Genomic DNA, 14,150 nt, shown 5'->3' with positions numbered 1-14,150 from the left:
CCCATGGACATGCCCCACCTCACCCTGCGTCAGATGCGCGTCTTTGCCGCCGTTGCCCAGGCGGGCAGCACCGCAGCGGCGGCCCAGGCCATCGCGCTGTCGCAGTCGGCCACCAGCTCGGCCCTGAACGAGCTGGAACGCCTGCTGGGGCTGCGCCTGTTCGACCGCAACGGCAAGCGCCTGGTGCTCAACGACGATGGCCGCCGCGTGCTGCCGCGCGCCCTGGCGCTGCTGGACGCCGCGGCCGACATCGAGCGCCTGGCCCACGACGGCGGCGACGCCGACGCGCTGGCGCTGCGCATCGGCGCCAGCACCACGCTGGGCAACCATGTTCTGCCGGCGCTGCTGCGCGACTTTCTGGGGGCGCAGCTGCAGGCCGCGCCGGCCGGCTGGCAGGCGCGCGTGCGCATCGGCAACACCGAGGCCATCTGCGAAGCGGTGGCCGCCTTCGAGCTGGACGTGGGCCTGATCGAAGGTCCCAACCGCCTGCCCGCCCTGGCCAGCACGCCCTGGCTTCAGGACGAGATGGTGCTGGTCGCCGCGCCCGGCATCTTCGGCACCGCGAACAATGCAGCGCGCGTGCCCATGCGCCGCCTGCGCGAGTCGCTGTGGCTGCTGCGCGAGCCCGGCTCCGGCACCCGCGAGGTGACCGACCAGCTACTGCTGCCGCACCTGGGCGCCCATGCCCGCAGCCTGGAGCTGGGCAGCTCCGAGGCGATCCAGCAGGCGGCGGTGGAAGGGCTGGGCGTGGCCTGCCTCTCGCGCTGGGTGGTGCAGGAGGCGCTGGCCGCCGGCCGGCTCGTGGCGCTGCAGACCGCGCTGCCGCCGCTGCGGCGGCAATGTCACCTGGTGCTGCACCGGCACAAGCAGCCGACGCGGGCGCTGTCGCGCTTCTGGGCCATGGCCCTGGCGCGGGCCGCGGCGGACCGCGACGGGGCGCGCTGAGCGCGGCCAGGGACCGGGAGCGGCGACGCACCACCGCAGGCACAGCGGTCCATCCAACGCCGCGCAACGGTCCGGCCGGCTCAATGCAGAGTGCCGCCGCCCTGCACGATGTCCGTGTCGACGTGCAGTGCGGTGCGCAGCATCAGGCGCACGCCCTCGACCTGCTCACCCAGCGCCAGGGCCGGCTCGCCGGCGTGCTCGGCCAGTTGCGCAGGCAACCAGGGCAGATGCACGAAACCACCACGCACGCCCGCCAACGCCAGGCGCGTGGCGAGCCGGTGCATCAAAGCAAAGAACAGGTGGTTGCAGACGAAGGTGCCCGCGGTGTTCGACACCGCGGCGGGAAGGCCCGCGGCCTGCAGCGCCCGCACCATGGCCTTGATCGGCAGGGTCGAGAAGTGGGCGGCCGGGGCGCCAGGCACCACGGGCCAGTCCACCGGCTGGCGTCCCGCGTTGTCGGCAATGCGGGCGTCGTCGATGTTGATGGCGACGCGCTCCAGCGTGATGCCCGCCCGCCCGCCGGCCAGGCCCAGCGCGACGACCAACAGCGGCGGGGCGCCTGCGGCCAGGTGCTCGTCCAGGCGGGCAACTGCGTCGTCGAAGACGCAGGGCAGGCAGACGGATTCGACCACCACGCCGGGCGCCAGCACCTCGCGGTCGAGCGCGCGGGCCACTTCCCACGAAGGATTGAGGGCATCGCCCCCGAAGGGCTCGAAGCCCGTCAGCAGAACCCGGCGAAGTGGCGTGGACATGGACACAGGAAGGAACGCAGGCGCCCGCAAGGGTATCGCAGACAGGTAGGCTCCATGCCTGCCAGGCCGCCAGGCCGCTCGCCTGTCCATCCCGCCCATGACCCAAGACTTTCGATTCCCGAACCGCCGCCGCACGCTGCTGGGCCTGTGTGCCCTGCCTCTGTTCACTCCCTTTGCGACGCACGCCGCGCGGCCTGTATCGGCCGGTCCTGAGCCGGGAGTGTGGCCGCATGCATCGCAGGTGCGGGGCGGGGTGGCGCGCCTGCCTCTAGGCCCTGCCAACCAGCGCCCCCGCGTGACGACGGAAGCGGGCCTGCCGGTGCTGGTGGTGGGCGACGCCATCGCCTGGACCGCCATCGTCGGCATTCCGCTGGCCGCGCAGCCCGGCGAGGCCCACGTGCGGGTCGGCGAGGCGGGCGGCAGCCGCCGCATCCCCTATGCCATCGCGCCCAAGCGCTATGCCGAGCAGCGCCTCACCGTGGCGCCGAAGACCGTCGACCTCTCCGCCGCGGACCAGGCCCGCTACGAGCGCGAGCGCGACCACCAGGCCGGCGTCATGGCCACCTTCAGCGAACCGATGCCCGCCGAGCTGGCCATGGCGGTGCCGGTGCCCGGCCGCCGTTCCAGCTCCTTCGGCCTGCGCCGCGTCTTCAACGGCCAGGCCCGCAATCCGCACAGCGGCATGGACATCGCCGCCGGCACCGGCACGCCGGTGCGCGCACCGCTGCCCGGCCGGGTGATCGACACGGGCGACTACTTCTTCAACGGCGGCACCGTCTGGCTGGACCATGGCGGCGGACTGCTGAGCATGTACTGCCACCTCAGCCGCATCGACGCCAAGGTGGGCGACCGCCTGGCCACGGGCGACGCCTTCTGCGCCGTCGGCGCCACCGGCCGCGTGACGGGGCCGCACCTGCACTGGGGCGTGATGCTCAACCGGACGATGGTCGATCCGGCGCTGTTCATCGAGGCCTGATCCGGCGGCCGCTGCACGCGTCGGCGGCCTGAAACACATCAACGAATTCGCCTCTGCCGCGCTGCAGCATGCGCCACCGTCCGACACGGCCGCCCGCCCCGGCCCTGATGCAATCCGCGGCGAGACGGGTCGCAGTGGAAGGCCCGCCCGAACCATCGTCCGAGGAGAAACGAATGCCCCAATTTGCCACCATCCATGGCCATGTCACCTTCACGCCCGGCGACGGCGCGCCCATCGAGATCCCGGAAGGCCGGGTCGAGATCCTGGAAGCCGACGACAGCGTCACTCTGTCGTGGGAAGCCGAGCCCGGCACCGTCGGCACCACCGCCATGCCGCGCCTGCAGTACGACCAGTACGTGGAGGCCGGAAAGATCCGCCCCGAGGCAGGCGATCAGGCCGCCGCCTGACGCGATGCAGGACGCCTACCCCAGCACGCCCACCGGCATGAGGTAGGCGTCCTGCCCCAGCAGGTCGATCCCACACTGCAGGGATTCGGCCCAGTCCAGGAAGGCGCCAATGGCCGGCCCGGCAAGCGGCGCCCCGTGCTGCGGCACCAGCAGCGCGATGTCCAGTTGGCGCGCCATGCGCACCCACAGCCGCATCACCTTGTTGGACACCATGTAGCGGCGGTGGAAGGCCTCCATGTGCGGGCGGATACGGGCAAAGTCGGTGACCGGCGCCTGCGCTTCGGCACCGCCCACCATCGAGGCGCCCAGATCACCGGAGAACAGGATGCGGCTGACCGGGTCGTAGAACTGGAAGTTGCCCTCGGAATGGAGAAAGTGCGCGGGCAGCAGCCACAGTTCGCTGCCGCCGAGCTTCAGCCGGCCGCCCTCGTCGGGCACGGGCAGGACCCTGTCCGCCGTCTTCCCACTCTTGGCGAAATGCGGCGCGAAGCGTGCCCAGATTCGCGAGATGACCAACTGCGCCGAGGTGGTCGTCAGCCAGCGGTCGAGCGAGGCGATGATGTCGGGATCGGCATGCGAGGCGATCAGGTAGCTCAGTCGGCTCGGCTGGAAGTGCCGCGTCATGCCCAGGAAGAGCTCATTGAAGGCGATGTTGCCGCCCGGGTCGATGATCGCGCCCACGCCCTGGTCGATCAGCAGGAACTGGTTGCACTGCACCGCCTCGCCGCCGTCGCGGACCAGGTCGGTGAACATCAGGCAGGCATGCTGCGCGTCGCGGTAGAGCTCGATGGGCACGGGGCCGGCGCCGGGGCGCGGAAGACGAGGAACGGCGGATTCTTGACCTGAGTCCACCGCATGTCGATGCGGCGCCCGCTGCTTTCGCCGCCTGTTTGAGTTGGATCAACCGGAGGCCGAGTCGCCAGCCTTCGCGGCGCGCGCCGGCGCTTCGCACCAAGCCGTACGCAGGTGCGACAGGAAGCGCTGCGCCAGCGGCGACGGCGTGGCACCCGCCAGCGTCAGCACCCCCATGCGCCGGGTCAAGGGCACGTCCGCCAGGTGCAGTCCCTTGAGCCTGGGATCGCGCACGGGCAGGGCCAGCTCGGGCACCAGGCCCACGCCAAGGCCGGCCTCCACCATTGCAAGCAGCGCGCTCACATGGCCAACTTCCAGCCAGGCCGGCGGAGGACGCTGGTCGGCACCCAGGCCGGCATCGAGCAGGCGCCGGTTACCGCTGGTGCGCGCCACCGCCACCCATCGCTCGCCCGAGAACATCGCCAGGTTGGGCGAGCGCTTGCGCGCGAGCGGATGGTCGCGGCGCACGGCCAACACGTAGCGCTCTTCCAGCAGGGGCTCGAAGTTCAGCGCGGGGTCGGTCACGCCGCTGAAGCCCAGGCCGAAATCGGCCTCGCCGGTGCGCACGGCGGCCGCCACTTCGTCCATGCCGCCGTCCATCAGCCGCACCCTCACCTGCGGCAGCCGGCGGCTGAAGCCCTCGATCAGCTGCGGCATGCGCGCCGTCGCCACGGTGGGCACGCAGGCGATGGAGATCCGGCCCGCATGGCGCGCGGCGATCTCGTGCACGCCGAGCACGGCGGCTTCCAGGTCGTCGAGTGCCAGGCGTGCCCGCGACAGGAAGGATTCGCCCACCCGAGTCAAACGCACGTCGCGCGTGGTGCGCTCGAAGAGACGTGCGCCGAGCAGCTGCTCCAGCCGGTCCACGCGGCGGCTGAGCGCGGCGGGCGAGAGGTGAAGGTCTTCTGCTGCTGCCCGAAAGCCGCTTCGGTCGGCGACCGCCACGAAGGCCTGCAGCTGCTGGAGATCGAAATTGATGCGTGGCACGCAACAAGTGTATTGAACGTTGCACTTGTCGTAACAACGCGGGACGCCGACGATGCCGGCCGGTTTCAACCCATCCTCCAAGAACATGACCGAGACAAGCCTGAAGCGAAGCTTCGCCTGCGCCGCCCTCTTCCTCGCCTTCACCGGCACGGCCCTGGCCGAACCCCTGACCGTCGTCTCCTCCGGCGGCTTCGCGGCGGCCTACAAGAAGCTGGTGGCCGAGTGGCAGAAGCAGCCCGACCACGCGGTCGACTCGCAGTGGGGCCCGTCGATGGGCGCCACCAAGAACGCCATTCCCCAGCGCCTGGACCGCAAGGAACCCATCGACGTCGTCATCATGGTCGGCGATGCGCTCGACAAGCTGATGGCCACCGGCCAGCTGGTGCCGGGCTCCAAGGTCGTGCTGGCCGATTCCACCATCGCCTGCGCCGTGCCCCAGGGCGCACCGCGCCCCGACATCGGCACCGTCGACAAGCTGCGCCAGACGTTGCTCAACGCCCGCTCGGTGGCCTGGTCCGACAGTGCCAGCGGCGAATACATCGAGCGCGAGATGCTGCCCAAGCTGGGCATCGCCGAGCAAATGCGCGGCAAGGGCCGCAAGATCCCCGCCACGCCGGTGGGCGAGATCATCGCGTCCAAGGAGGCCGATTTCGGCTGCCAGCAGCGCAGCGAACTGCTGCCGGTGCATGGCATCGACATCGTGGGTGACCTGCCCGCCGACGTGCAGTACGTGACCGAGTTCTCCGCCGCCATCGTCGCCAGCAGCCCGCGCCGCGAGGAGGCCACGCGCTTCCTGCGCTTCCTCGCCACGCCCGAGAACGCCGAGGTCATCCGCTCCACCGGTCTGGTGCCGATGACCAAGGGCGGCGCGCGCTGAGCATCCCCAGGCTCGGCCGCCGCACGCGGTGGCCCGGCCCGCACCGTGCGTGTCTGCGCCGGCGCTTTTCCTTCTCTCTCCCTCTCTCTCCTTTCCGGACCCGCCGACCATGCGATCGATCTCCCGCCGCGCCGTGCTGAGCGCCCTGGCCTTTTCCACCCTGACCGGCGCTGCCGGCATTGCCGCGGCGGCCGACTGGCCCTCCAAGCCGATCACCCTCATCGTGCCCTTCGCGGCCGGCGGTACCAACGACATCCTGGCACGCATCGTGGGCCAGAAACTGTCGACGCAACTGGGCGTGCCGGTGGTGGTGGACAACCGCGGCGGTGCCGGCGGCACCCTGGGCGCCGGCATCGCCGCCCGCGCCACGCCGGACGGCAACACCTTCCTGATGGCCGCCATCGCCCACGCTGTGGCACCGGCGCTGTACAAGAGCCTGCCCTACGACTTCGGCCGCGACTTCGACCCCATCGGCCTGATCGGCACCACGCCGAACGTGCTGATCGTCAACCCGTCGGTGCCGGCCAAGACCGTGCCGGAACTGATCGCCTATGCCAAGGCGAACCCGGGCAAGCTCAACTACGGCTCGGCCGGCCCCGGCAGCACCGAGCACCTGGCCGGCGAACTGTTCCGTGCCATCACCAAGACCGACATCACGCATGTGCCCTACAAGGGCGGCGCGCCCATGATGGCCGACCTGCTGGCCGGCAACATCCAGATGGCGCTGGAGACCAGCCCCTCGGCCTCGCCCCACATCAAGGCCGACAAGGTGCGTGCCCTGGCCGTGACCTCGGCCGCCCGCTCGCCCATCTTCCCCAACCTGCCGCCCCTGGCCGAAGCCGGCGTGCCGGGCTACGAGATGACGACGTGGTTCGCGCTCATGGCCCCGCACAACACGCCAGCCGCCGTGCAGGAACGCATGCAGAAGGAACTGCGCACCGTGCTGGCCAACCCCGAGGTCAAGACCCGCTTTGCAGAACAGGGCGTGACGGCCGGCAACATGACGCCGGCTGAAGTCCGCAGCTTCGTGCAGCGCGAGACCCAGCGCTGGGGCGACAGCCTGCGCAGCGCGGGCGTCAAGCCCGAATAAGGGACGGCGCGGGCCCGTCCCGCACGGCTGAGCAAGCCGGCCCGCGTGGCCGGCTTTTTCATTGGGGCGAGCCCGCCGCCGCGTGCGCCTCCTGCAGGCATTGCGCGAAGAGCGCGGTGGCCCGCGCCGGCTGCGGCGAGCGGCGCCACACGCCGACGAAGCGGCAGTCGTAGACGAGACGCTGCGGCGCCAGGGCCCGCAGCCGGCCCTCGCGCTCGAAGCCGGCCGCATAGTGGTCCGGCAAAAAACCCAGGTAGCGCCCCGACAGCAGCAGCAGCGCGATCGCCTCTTGGTCGTAGCCCGTGGCCCGGCGCGTCAGGCGCGCGCGGTGGCTCAGCTCCATGTTGGGCGAGTGGTAGCCCAGGCCGGCGAAGGCATGGCGGCGCAGGTCGGACCAGTCCAGTGCATCGGTGTCGGCCTCGAAGAGCGGGTGGCCGAGGCCGGCGTAGAGCTGCATCGTCTCGCCGAACAGGTCGGCATAGGCCAGGCTCTGCGAGGCCCGGTGCGCCGGCACCACCCCCACATGGAAGCGGCCGTCGATCACGCCGCGCTCGATGGCGTTGAGCGAAGCCACGTGCACGTTCAGCGACACGCTGGGCGCGCGTTCCGCAAAGAGTGCCATCGCCTCGCCGATGCGAGCCTGCGGGTTGCTGGCCGTCTTGTCGAACAGCGCCACCTCCAGCTCGCCGCCCATGCGGCCGTGGATCTCGTCGATGCCGCCGCGGAAGGTGTCCACCGCCGCCAGCAGGCCCAGCGTCTGCTCGTAGACCTTCTGCCCTTCGGGCGTCAGCGCGAAGCCGGTGCGCCCGCGCCGGCACAGCGTCAGGCCCAGGCGCGTCTCCAGGTCCTTGACGTGGCGGCTGACGGTGGAGGTGCCGATGTTCAGTTCCAGCTCGGCCGCCGTCATGCCGCCGCAGTCGACCACCGCCTTGAACACGCGCAGCAGGCGCAGATCCATGTCGCTGACCTGGCCGAGCACGGCCCGGCCGCGCGGCCGGGCCTCGTCGGCGGCGGCAGCAGCCGGCGCGGCTGTCGGCCTCGGCTTGACCTTGCTCACGGGCGGCGGCGATGCAGCGGGAGCGGCGGCACGCGACTTTCTTGCTTGCATGGATCGTCAAGTGAACAGTGATGAATGTCCATTTTCGCCAGTATCGGCATCGCCACAATCACGCCCATCCCCGAACTTTTCCCACCGCCACCATGAGCTCCACCCTCGCCTCTCCCGCCCCGGCCCCCGCCGTACGCACCGACGCCGCCTGGCTCGAAGCCCACTGGATGCCCTTCACCGGCAACCGCCAGTTCAAGGCCGACCCGCGCATCATCGTGAGCGGCAAGGGCGCGTACTTCACCGACGCCGACGGCCGCAGGATCTTCGACGGCCTGTCGGGCCTGTGGTGCACGGGCCTGGGCCACTGCCGCAACGAGATCAGCGAGGCCGTGGCCCGCCAGGTGGCCACGCTGGACTACTCGCCGGCCTTCCAGTTCGGGCATCCGCTGTCCTTCGAGCTGGCCAACAAGGTCAAGGACCTGATGCCGAAGGGCCTGGACTACGTCTTCTTCACCGATTCGGGCTCCGAGTCGGCCGACACCTCGCTCAAGCTGGCCCGGGCCTACTGGCGCGCCAAGGGCCAGGGCACCAAGACCCGCCTGATCGGCCGCGAGAAGGGCTACCACGGCGTCAACTTCGGCGGCATTTCCGTCGGCGGCATCGGCGGCAACCGCAAGACCTTCGGCCAGGGCGTCGAGGCCGACCACCTGCCCCACACCCAGCCCGCCATGGGCACCTTCGCCAAGGGCATGCCCGAGGTGGGCGGCGTGGAGCTGGCCAACCGCCTGCTGGACGTGATCGCCCTGCACGACGCGTCGAACATCGCTGCCGTGATCGTCGAGCCCTTCTCCGGCTCGGCCGGCGTCGTGATCCCGCCGGTGGGCTACCTTCAGCGCCTGCGCGAGATCTGCACGCAGAACAACATCCTGCTGATCTTCGACGAGGTCATCACCGGCTTCGGCCGTGCCGGCGCCATGACCGGTGCCGAGGCCTTCGGCGTGACGCCCGACATCCTGAACTTCGCCAAGCAGGTGACCAACGGCGTGCAGCCGCTGGGCGGCGTGGTGGCCACCAAGGAGATCTACGACACCTTCATGGCGGCCGGCGGCCCCGACTACCTGGTGGAGTTCCCGCATGGCTACACCTACTCGGCCCACCCGGTGGCCTGCGCCGCCGGCATCGCCGCGCTGGACCTGCTGATCGCCGAGGACGGCCCCGGCCGCGTGAAGGCACTGGCACCCTATTTCGAGACCGCGGTGCACAGCCTTAAGGGCGCAAAGCATGTGGCCGATATCCGCAACTTCGGTCTGGCCGCGGGCATCACCATCGCGCCGGTGCCCGGTGAGCCGGCCAAGCGGCCCTATGAAATCGCCATGGCCTGCTGGAAGAAGGGCTTCTACGTGCGCTACGGCGCCGACACCATCCAGCTGGCGCCGCCCTTCATCACCGAGCGTGCAGAGATCGACCGCCTGATCAACGCCGTGGGCGAGGCGCTACAGGAAGTCGCCTGACGTTCAGCCGCTCGTGCTTCAATACGGGGATGGACGCCCGAAGCACCGCCGCCACCACCCGCCCCGCCGTGATGATGCAGGTCCTCGTGCCCGACGGCACGCTGGCCCAGCACAGCACGGCGTTGGAGGCCGCACATGACGTCTTTCGTGTGACACGGGTGGCGCCGCAGTTCGCCTGGCAGGCCATGGAAAAGCTGGCCGACTGGGAGCAGTCGGGCGCCACCGGCGACTGCCCGCTCAGCGAGGCCGAGGACCTGGCCATCGACGTCCTGCTCTGCGCGCAGGAGGCCGCCAACCAGTCGCTGGGCGTGCGGCCCGGCGAGCCGGCTGTCGAACTGCAGTTCATCGAGGCCTCCGCCGCGCCTTCGCGCTGAACGGGCCGGACGGGCCGGGCCACCACCGCCCTCGCCGCCCGGCCGCTCAATCGTCCTTGCCGCCCGTCTCGGTCTTGCGCAGGCCGCGCACGTTCATCACGGCCAGGCACAGCTGGAGCGCGATGAGGGCCCAGGCCTGCGTGTGCAGGCCCCAGGCTGCCCACATCACGTTGCTGGCCAGGAAGATCCAGAAGCCGGTGTTGCGCCGACGCTTGTCGTTCGAAGCCACGAGCCAGGCCGAGATCACCGAGGCCGCGAACGCGGGCCATTGAAGCAGACCGATCCAATCCATCCGAGTGTTTCCTTGCGGTCCGCAGCAAAGGCGGCCAGGACACCCATACTGCGTGCGCAGGCACGCGCACCGCGTCGGCGCGCAACAGCCGCCCTTGTCGGCCGCGCGCCGCAGGTGCCGCGCGGCTCAGGTGCCGGGGCACAGCCGCCGCAGCGCCGCCACGAGTTCGTCCAGGTCCAGCGGCTTGACCAGGTGGGCATCGAAGCCCGCGCGGCGCGTGCGCTCCACATCGTCGGGCTGCCCCCATCCCGTAGCGGCGATCAGCCGCACGTCCTGCGCGTCGGGCATGGCCTTGACCGCCCGCGCCACCTCGTAGCCGTCGGGCGAGGGCATGCCGATGTCCAGCACCAGCACGTCCGGCGGCGCATGGACCACCTGGGTCAGCGCCTCGCCGCCCGACAGCGCGACGTGCGCGTCGAAGCCCCGCAGCCCCAGCAGCCGCGCGATGGGCCAGACCGCGTCGGCGTTGTCGTCCACCAGCAGGACCCGCGGCAGGCGCGCCGCGGCGGCGGCGTCCGCGAGACTCGCGGGCGGTTGCGGATCGGGCCGCACCTCGCCGGGCAGCCCGTCGATGGGCACGGCCACGGTGAAGCGCGAGCCCTGGCCCGGGCCCGTGCTGTCGCCGTTGACGCGGCCGCCGTGCAGCTCCACGATGCTGCGCACCAGCGCAAGGCCGATGCCCAGCCCGCCGGCGCCGGGCCGCAGCTCCGAGGGCCGCTGCGCGAACATCTCGAACATCGACTCGACCACGCCGGCCTCCATGCCGATGCCGTTGTCGCTGACGCAGAAGACGAGCTCCCCACCGTGCCGCGCGACGTCGAGCGCGATGCGTCCGCCGTCGGGCGTGTACTTGACGGCATTGGTCAGCAGGTTCGACAGCACCTGGCTCATGCGCACGGGGTCGACGAAGAGCTGCAGCTCCGGCTCGGGAACCGACACCGCCAGCGCATGGGCCGCATCGTCCAGCCCGTGGCGCGTCGACTCCACCGCGGCCTCCACCAGCACGCGCACCGGCACCCAGCGCTTGCGCAGGTTCATACGGCCCAGGCGCAGGCTGGAGACATCCAGCAGGTCGTCGAGCAGCACCTTCATGGTCTGTGCCTGGCGCCGCACGATGTCGGTGGCACGGCCGCGCTCCGGAGCGGGCAGGTCCGGCTCGGCCAGTGCCGTGCCCGCCGCATGGATGGAGGCGAGCGGATTGCGCAGCTCGTGCGACAGCACCGCCAGGAAGCGGTCCTTGCTGCGGTTGGCCGCCTCCAGGGCCTGCTGCGCGGCGCGCTGCTGGCTCTGGTCGCGCAGGATCTTGACGAAACCCACCAGGCCATCGGGCCCGCGCATGGGCATGAGCGCGCCGCTGGCCCAGAAGCGCGAGCCGTCCTTGCGCACATGCCAGCGGTCGTCCATGGCATGGCCCTCGCGCACCGCGGCCTGCAGCTCCAGCCGCGGTGCGCCCGAGGCGCGGTCCTCCTCGGTGAAGACCAGGTCGGCGAAGCGACCCGCGACCTCGGGCTCCGAATAGCCCAGCAGACGCTCGGCGCCGGTGTTCCAGCCGGTGATGCGGCCCTGCAGGTCGGTGGAGAAGATGGCGTATTCGACCGCGTTCTCCACGATCAGGCGCAGCCGTTCCTCGCTGGCGCGCAAGGCGTCCTCGGCACGGCGGCGCTCGCCGATGTCGGTGCTGACGACCACCAGCGAGGGCGTGGCGTCGCCCTGGGCGTCAAGCAGGCCCACGCTGTTGTGCATCCACAGCACCGAGCCGTCCTTGCGCAGGCAGCGCTTCTCGATCTGGAAGGGCTGGTGGTCGCGCAGCAGCCGCTCGGTGCGCTCCATGCTGGCGGCACGGTCCTCGGGGTGGATCAGCTCCATCAGCAGGGTGCCGACGAGTTCGCCCTCGTCGTAGCCCAGCATGCGCGCGTAGTGGCGGTTGACGAAGAAGATGCGGCCCGCCTCGTCGGCCTGCAGCACGCCCACCGAGGCCTGGTTGACGATGGCGCCGAAACGCGCCTCGGACTCGCGCAGGGCCCGCTGCGCCAGCCGCAGCTCGCTGATGTCCACGAAGGTCAGCACCACGCCGGCCACCTGGCCCTCGCCGGTGCGGTGCGGCAGCACACGGGCCAGGTACCAGATGCCGGCGCCGGCCTCCACCTCGCGCTCCACGGGCGTCAGGTGCCGCAGCACGCGGCCGGCGTCGGCCATCAGGCCGGCATAGCGCAGCGGCGTGGCCAGGTCGGACAGCGGCCGGCCCAGGTCGCCGGGAATGAAGCGGAACAGGGCGCAGGCCGCCGGGGTGTAGCGCACCACGCGCAGCTCGCGGTCGAGGAAGACGGTCGCGATGGCGGTGGCGTCGAGCAGGTTGAGCAGTTCGCCATGGCTCTGCTGCAGGGCCTCGATCTCGCGCTCCAGCTCGCGCACGCGCTGGCCGGCCGCGGCCGCATCGGCTGAACCGGTGGCAGCGGGCGGGCCAGGAGGGCCGGGCGGAGGGGCGTGGGAGCGGGCAGGTTCGTCCATGCTGTTCCTCTCGGTGGATGGTGGGGCGGGCCCGCCAAGCCTGCCGCCATGCCGGCTCAGAGGCTGTAAGCCTTGAGGCGGTTGTAGAGCGTCTTCAGGCTGATCCCGAGGACCGCCGCCGCGCGCTCCTTGTGGCGGTCGCAATGCAGGTAGGTGGCCACGATGGCCTGGCGCTCGATCTCGGCCAGCGATGTGCCCACGGGCACGGATATCCAGCCCGGTGCAGCTGCCACCTGCACCTGCGCCTGGGCCTGCAGCGGCTCCAGCGGCATGGGCGCCGAGGCCGCCGCCAGCTCGGCCGACGAGTCGGCCGCGCCGGGTGGCATCCATTCGTCGGACAGCCAGCCGTCCACGCTCATCACCCAGGCGCGCTGCACGGCATTTCGCAGCTGGCGCACGTTGCCGGGCCAGTGGTAGGCGCGCAGCTTGCGCAGGGCCTCGGGGGTGAAGCGACGGCCCAGGCCCTCCTGCACGCGCAGTTGCTGCGCAAAGTGCAGGGCCAGCAGTTCCACATCGTCGCCGCGGGCACGCAGTGGCGGCAGGATGATGGGAAAGACATTGAGGCGGTAGAGCAGGTCCTCGCGCAGCACGCCGGCGCGCACGGCCGCATGCGGGTCGCGGTTGGTGGCCGCGATGATGCGCACGTCGGTCTGCTGCAGCTCGGTGGAGCCCACGCGCATGAAGGTGCCCGACTCCAGCACGCGCAGCAGCTTGACCTGCAGCTCGGCCGGCATCTCGGTCACTTCGTCGAGGAAGAGCGTGCCGCCGTGCGCCCGCTCGAAGAAGCCGCGGTGCTGGCGCTCGGCCCCGGTGAAGGCGCCGCGCTCGTGGCCGAAGATCTCGCTCTCGATCAGGTGGGGCGACAGCGCGCCGCAATTGACGGCCAGAAAGGGCTGCTCGCGGCGGCGGCTCAGGTCATGCACCGCGCGGGCCACCAGTTCCTTGCCGGTGCCGCTTTCGCCCTGGATGAACACCGTCGCCGCCGAGCCCGCGACACGCGCGATCTGCAGGTAGACGCTCTGCATGGGCTCGGAACGTCCGATCAGGGCGCCGAAGCGGCCGGTCTCTCGCCAGGTCTCGGTCAGTTCTGCCACCTCGGCCCGCAGCCGCGAGGGCCGCATCAGGCGCGACAGCAGGTGCCGCAGCTGCTGCGCCTGAACAGGCTTGACCAGGTAGTCGGCCGCACCCAGGCGCAGCGCCCGGATCGAGGTCTCCAGGCTGGCCTGCCCGGTGATCAGCACCACCTCGATGTCGTGCGTGCTGGCCTGGGCCGCTTCGAGCAACTCGAAGCCGCTGCCGTCGGGCAGGTGCACGTCCAGCAGCATGAGGTCGGGCGGCGAGACCACCAGCGCACGCCGCGCATCGGCGAGGGTGCCGCAGGTGGAGACGCGATGACCCTCGCGCGCCACCAGGGCGGCCAGCATGCGTGCCACGTCCTCATCGTCCTCGACGATCAGTGCTCGTCCCATTCCACTCCTCGGATGTGCTTTTCTGGCGGCGGCCCGCGGTCGGGCGCGGGCGATGCGACGCG

General features: G+C 71.1%; 14 protein-coding genes. 7 read left to right on the top strand and 7 right to left on the bottom strand.

Translation table 11 applies throughout. From position 1 onward, the window contains the following. Window positions 1-3 precede the first annotated feature (3 nt). Window positions 4-945 carry a LysR family transcriptional regulator gene (locus tag KBC94_RS05925; protein WP_294367395.1) on the top strand — a complete coding sequence of 314 codons (942 nt, stop codon included), beginning with the start codon at window positions 4-6 and terminating at the stop codon, window positions 943-945. Window positions 946-1,025: 80 nt separating this feature from the next. On the opposite strand, the gene pcp is transcribed toward KBC94_RS05925, so the two are convergent. Next, complete coding sequence (gene pcp, locus KBC94_RS05920) at window positions 1,026-1,697, bottom strand: pyroglutamyl-peptidase I (RefSeq protein WP_294367391.1); 672 nt, start codon at window positions 1,695-1,697, stop codon at window positions 1,026-1,028. Between the two features lie 97 nt (window positions 1,698-1,794). On the opposite strand from pcp, the gene KBC94_RS05915 reads away from it, so the two are divergent. Together KBC94_RS05915 and KBC94_RS05910 are read left to right on the top strand one after the other, a co-directional pair. Then, window positions 1,795-2,673 carry a peptidoglycan DD-metalloendopeptidase family protein gene (locus KBC94_RS05915; RefSeq protein ID WP_294367390.1) on the top strand — a complete coding sequence of 293 codons (879 nt, stop codon included), beginning with the start codon at window positions 1,795-1,797 and terminating at the stop codon, window positions 2,671-2,673. 173 nt (window positions 2,674-2,846) lie between these two features. Next, window positions 2,847-3,080: a hypothetical protein gene (locus tag KBC94_RS05910; protein WP_294367388.1), complete on the top strand. Its 234-nt coding sequence runs from the start codon at window positions 2,847-2,849 to the stop codon at window positions 3,078-3,080. A 15-nt stretch (window positions 3,081-3,095) separates the two neighbouring features. Here KBC94_RS05910 and KBC94_RS05905 read toward each other — a convergent pair whose 3' ends face one another. Then, window positions 3,096-3,875 (bottom strand): MBL fold metallo-hydrolase, encoded by a 780-nt coding sequence (locus KBC94_RS05905; RefSeq protein ID WP_294367386.1) that lies wholly within the window; start codon window positions 3,873-3,875, stop codon window positions 3,096-3,098. Window positions 3,876-3,980: 105 nt separating this feature from the next. Next, window positions 3,981-4,919 (bottom strand): LysR family transcriptional regulator, encoded by a 939-nt coding sequence (locus KBC94_RS05900; RefSeq protein WP_294367384.1) that lies wholly within the window; start codon window positions 4,917-4,919, stop codon window positions 3,981-3,983. 85 nt (window positions 4,920-5,004) lie between these two features. Here KBC94_RS05900 and KBC94_RS05895 point away from each other — a divergent pair, with 85 nt between their 5' ends. Together KBC94_RS05895 and KBC94_RS05890 are read left to right on the top strand one after the other, a co-directional pair. Next, window positions 5,005-5,796, top strand: coding sequence for a substrate-binding domain-containing protein (locus KBC94_RS05895; protein WP_294367382.1), 792 nt, complete (start codon window positions 5,005-5,007; stop codon window positions 5,794-5,796). Window positions 5,797-5,905: 109 nt separating this feature from the next. After that, window positions 5,906-6,886, top strand: a complete 981-nt coding sequence (locus tag KBC94_RS05890) for a tripartite tricarboxylate transporter substrate binding protein (RefSeq protein WP_294367380.1) — start codon at window positions 5,906-5,908, stop codon at window positions 6,884-6,886. 58 nt (window positions 6,887-6,944) lie between these two features. On the opposite strand, the gene KBC94_RS05885 is transcribed toward KBC94_RS05890, so the two are convergent. Next, the gene (locus KBC94_RS05885) at window positions 6,945-7,844 is read right to left on the bottom strand and encodes a LysR family transcriptional regulator (protein ID WP_294367628.1); all 900 of its coding nucleotides are present in this window, start codon (window positions 7,842-7,844) and stop codon (window positions 6,945-6,947) included. Between the two features lie 242 nt (window positions 7,845-8,086). Between KBC94_RS05885 and KBC94_RS05880 the strand changes: the two genes are divergently transcribed. Further along, on the top strand, window positions 8,087-9,445 hold the full coding sequence (locus KBC94_RS05880) for an aspartate aminotransferase family protein (RefSeq protein WP_294367379.1): 1,359 nt from the start codon (window positions 8,087-8,089) through the stop codon (window positions 9,443-9,445). Window positions 9,446-9,474: 29 nt separating this feature from the next. Beyond that, window positions 9,475-9,819, top strand: coding sequence for a hypothetical protein (locus KBC94_RS05875; RefSeq protein ID WP_294367377.1), 345 nt, complete (start codon window positions 9,475-9,477; stop codon window positions 9,817-9,819). 46 nt (window positions 9,820-9,865) lie between these two features. Here the strand turns inward: KBC94_RS05875 and KBC94_RS05870 are convergent, their stop codons facing one another. From KBC94_RS05870 to KBC94_RS05860, 3 genes are all read right to left on the bottom strand, one after another. Beyond that, window positions 9,866-10,111 (bottom strand): hypothetical protein, encoded by a 246-nt coding sequence (locus KBC94_RS05870; protein ID WP_294367375.1) that lies wholly within the window; start codon window positions 10,109-10,111, stop codon window positions 9,866-9,868. A 126-nt stretch (window positions 10,112-10,237) separates the two neighbouring features. Beyond that, window positions 10,238-12,619, bottom strand: coding sequence for a PAS domain S-box protein (locus KBC94_RS05865; protein WP_294367373.1), 2,382 nt, complete (start codon window positions 12,617-12,619; stop codon window positions 10,238-10,240). 56 nt (window positions 12,620-12,675) lie between these two features. Continuing rightward, window positions 12,676-14,088, bottom strand: coding sequence for a sigma-54 dependent transcriptional regulator (locus KBC94_RS05860; RefSeq protein ID WP_294367371.1), 1,413 nt, complete (start codon window positions 14,086-14,088; stop codon window positions 12,676-12,678). Window positions 14,089-14,150 lie beyond the last annotated feature (62 nt).

The organism is Pseudacidovorax sp., assembly GCF_017991995.1.
Taxonomy (GTDB): Bacteria; Pseudomonadota; Gammaproteobacteria; order Burkholderiales; family Burkholderiaceae_C; genus Xenophilus.
Note: the sequence above shows the minus strand (reverse complement) of the source record. Positions and strands in the feature narration are given on the sequence as shown.

Excerpts from the sequence above, each read along its gene's own strand:
- KBC94_RS05880 (WP_294367379.1), top strand. The coding sequence starts at position 8,087 with ATGAGCTCCACCCTCGCCTCTCCCGCCCCGGCCCCCGCCGTACGCACC.
- KBC94_RS05895 (WP_294367382.1), top strand. The coding sequence starts at position 5,005 with ATGACCGAGACAAGCCTGAAGCGAAGCTTCGCCTGCGCCGCCCTCTTC.
- KBC94_RS05890 (WP_294367380.1), top strand. The coding sequence starts at position 5,906 with ATGCGATCGATCTCCCGCCGCGCCGTGCTGAGCGCCCTGGCCTTTTCC.
- KBC94_RS05865 (WP_294367373.1), bottom strand. The coding sequence starts at position 12,619 with ATGGACGAACCTGCCCGCTCCCACGCCCCTCCGCCCGGCCCTCCTGGC.
- KBC94_RS05875 (WP_294367377.1), top strand. The coding sequence starts at position 9,475 with ATGGACGCCCGAAGCACCGCCGCCACCACCCGCCCCGCCGTGATGATG.
- KBC94_RS05925 (WP_294367395.1), top strand. The coding sequence starts at position 4 with ATGGACATGCCCCACCTCACCCTGCGTCAGATGCGCGTCTTTGCCGCC.
- KBC94_RS05860 (WP_294367371.1), bottom strand. The coding sequence starts at position 14,088 with ATGGGACGAGCACTGATCGTCGAGGACGATGAGGACGTGGCACGCATG.
- KBC94_RS05915 (WP_294367390.1), top strand. The coding sequence starts at position 1,795 with ATGACCCAAGACTTTCGATTCCCGAACCGCCGCCGCACGCTGCTGGGC.
- KBC94_RS05885 (WP_294367628.1), bottom strand. The coding sequence starts at position 7,844 with ATGGATCTGCGCCTGCTGCGCGTGTTCAAGGCGGTGGTCGACTGCGGC.
- KBC94_RS05870 (WP_294367375.1), bottom strand. The coding sequence starts at position 10,111 with ATGGATTGGATCGGTCTGCTTCAATGGCCCGCGTTCGCGGCCTCGGTG.
- pcp (WP_294367391.1), bottom strand. The coding sequence starts at position 1,697 with ATGTCCACGCCACTTCGCCGGGTTCTGCTGACGGGCTTCGAGCCCTTC.
- KBC94_RS05910 (WP_294367388.1), top strand. The coding sequence starts at position 2,847 with ATGCCCCAATTTGCCACCATCCATGGCCATGTCACCTTCACGCCCGGC.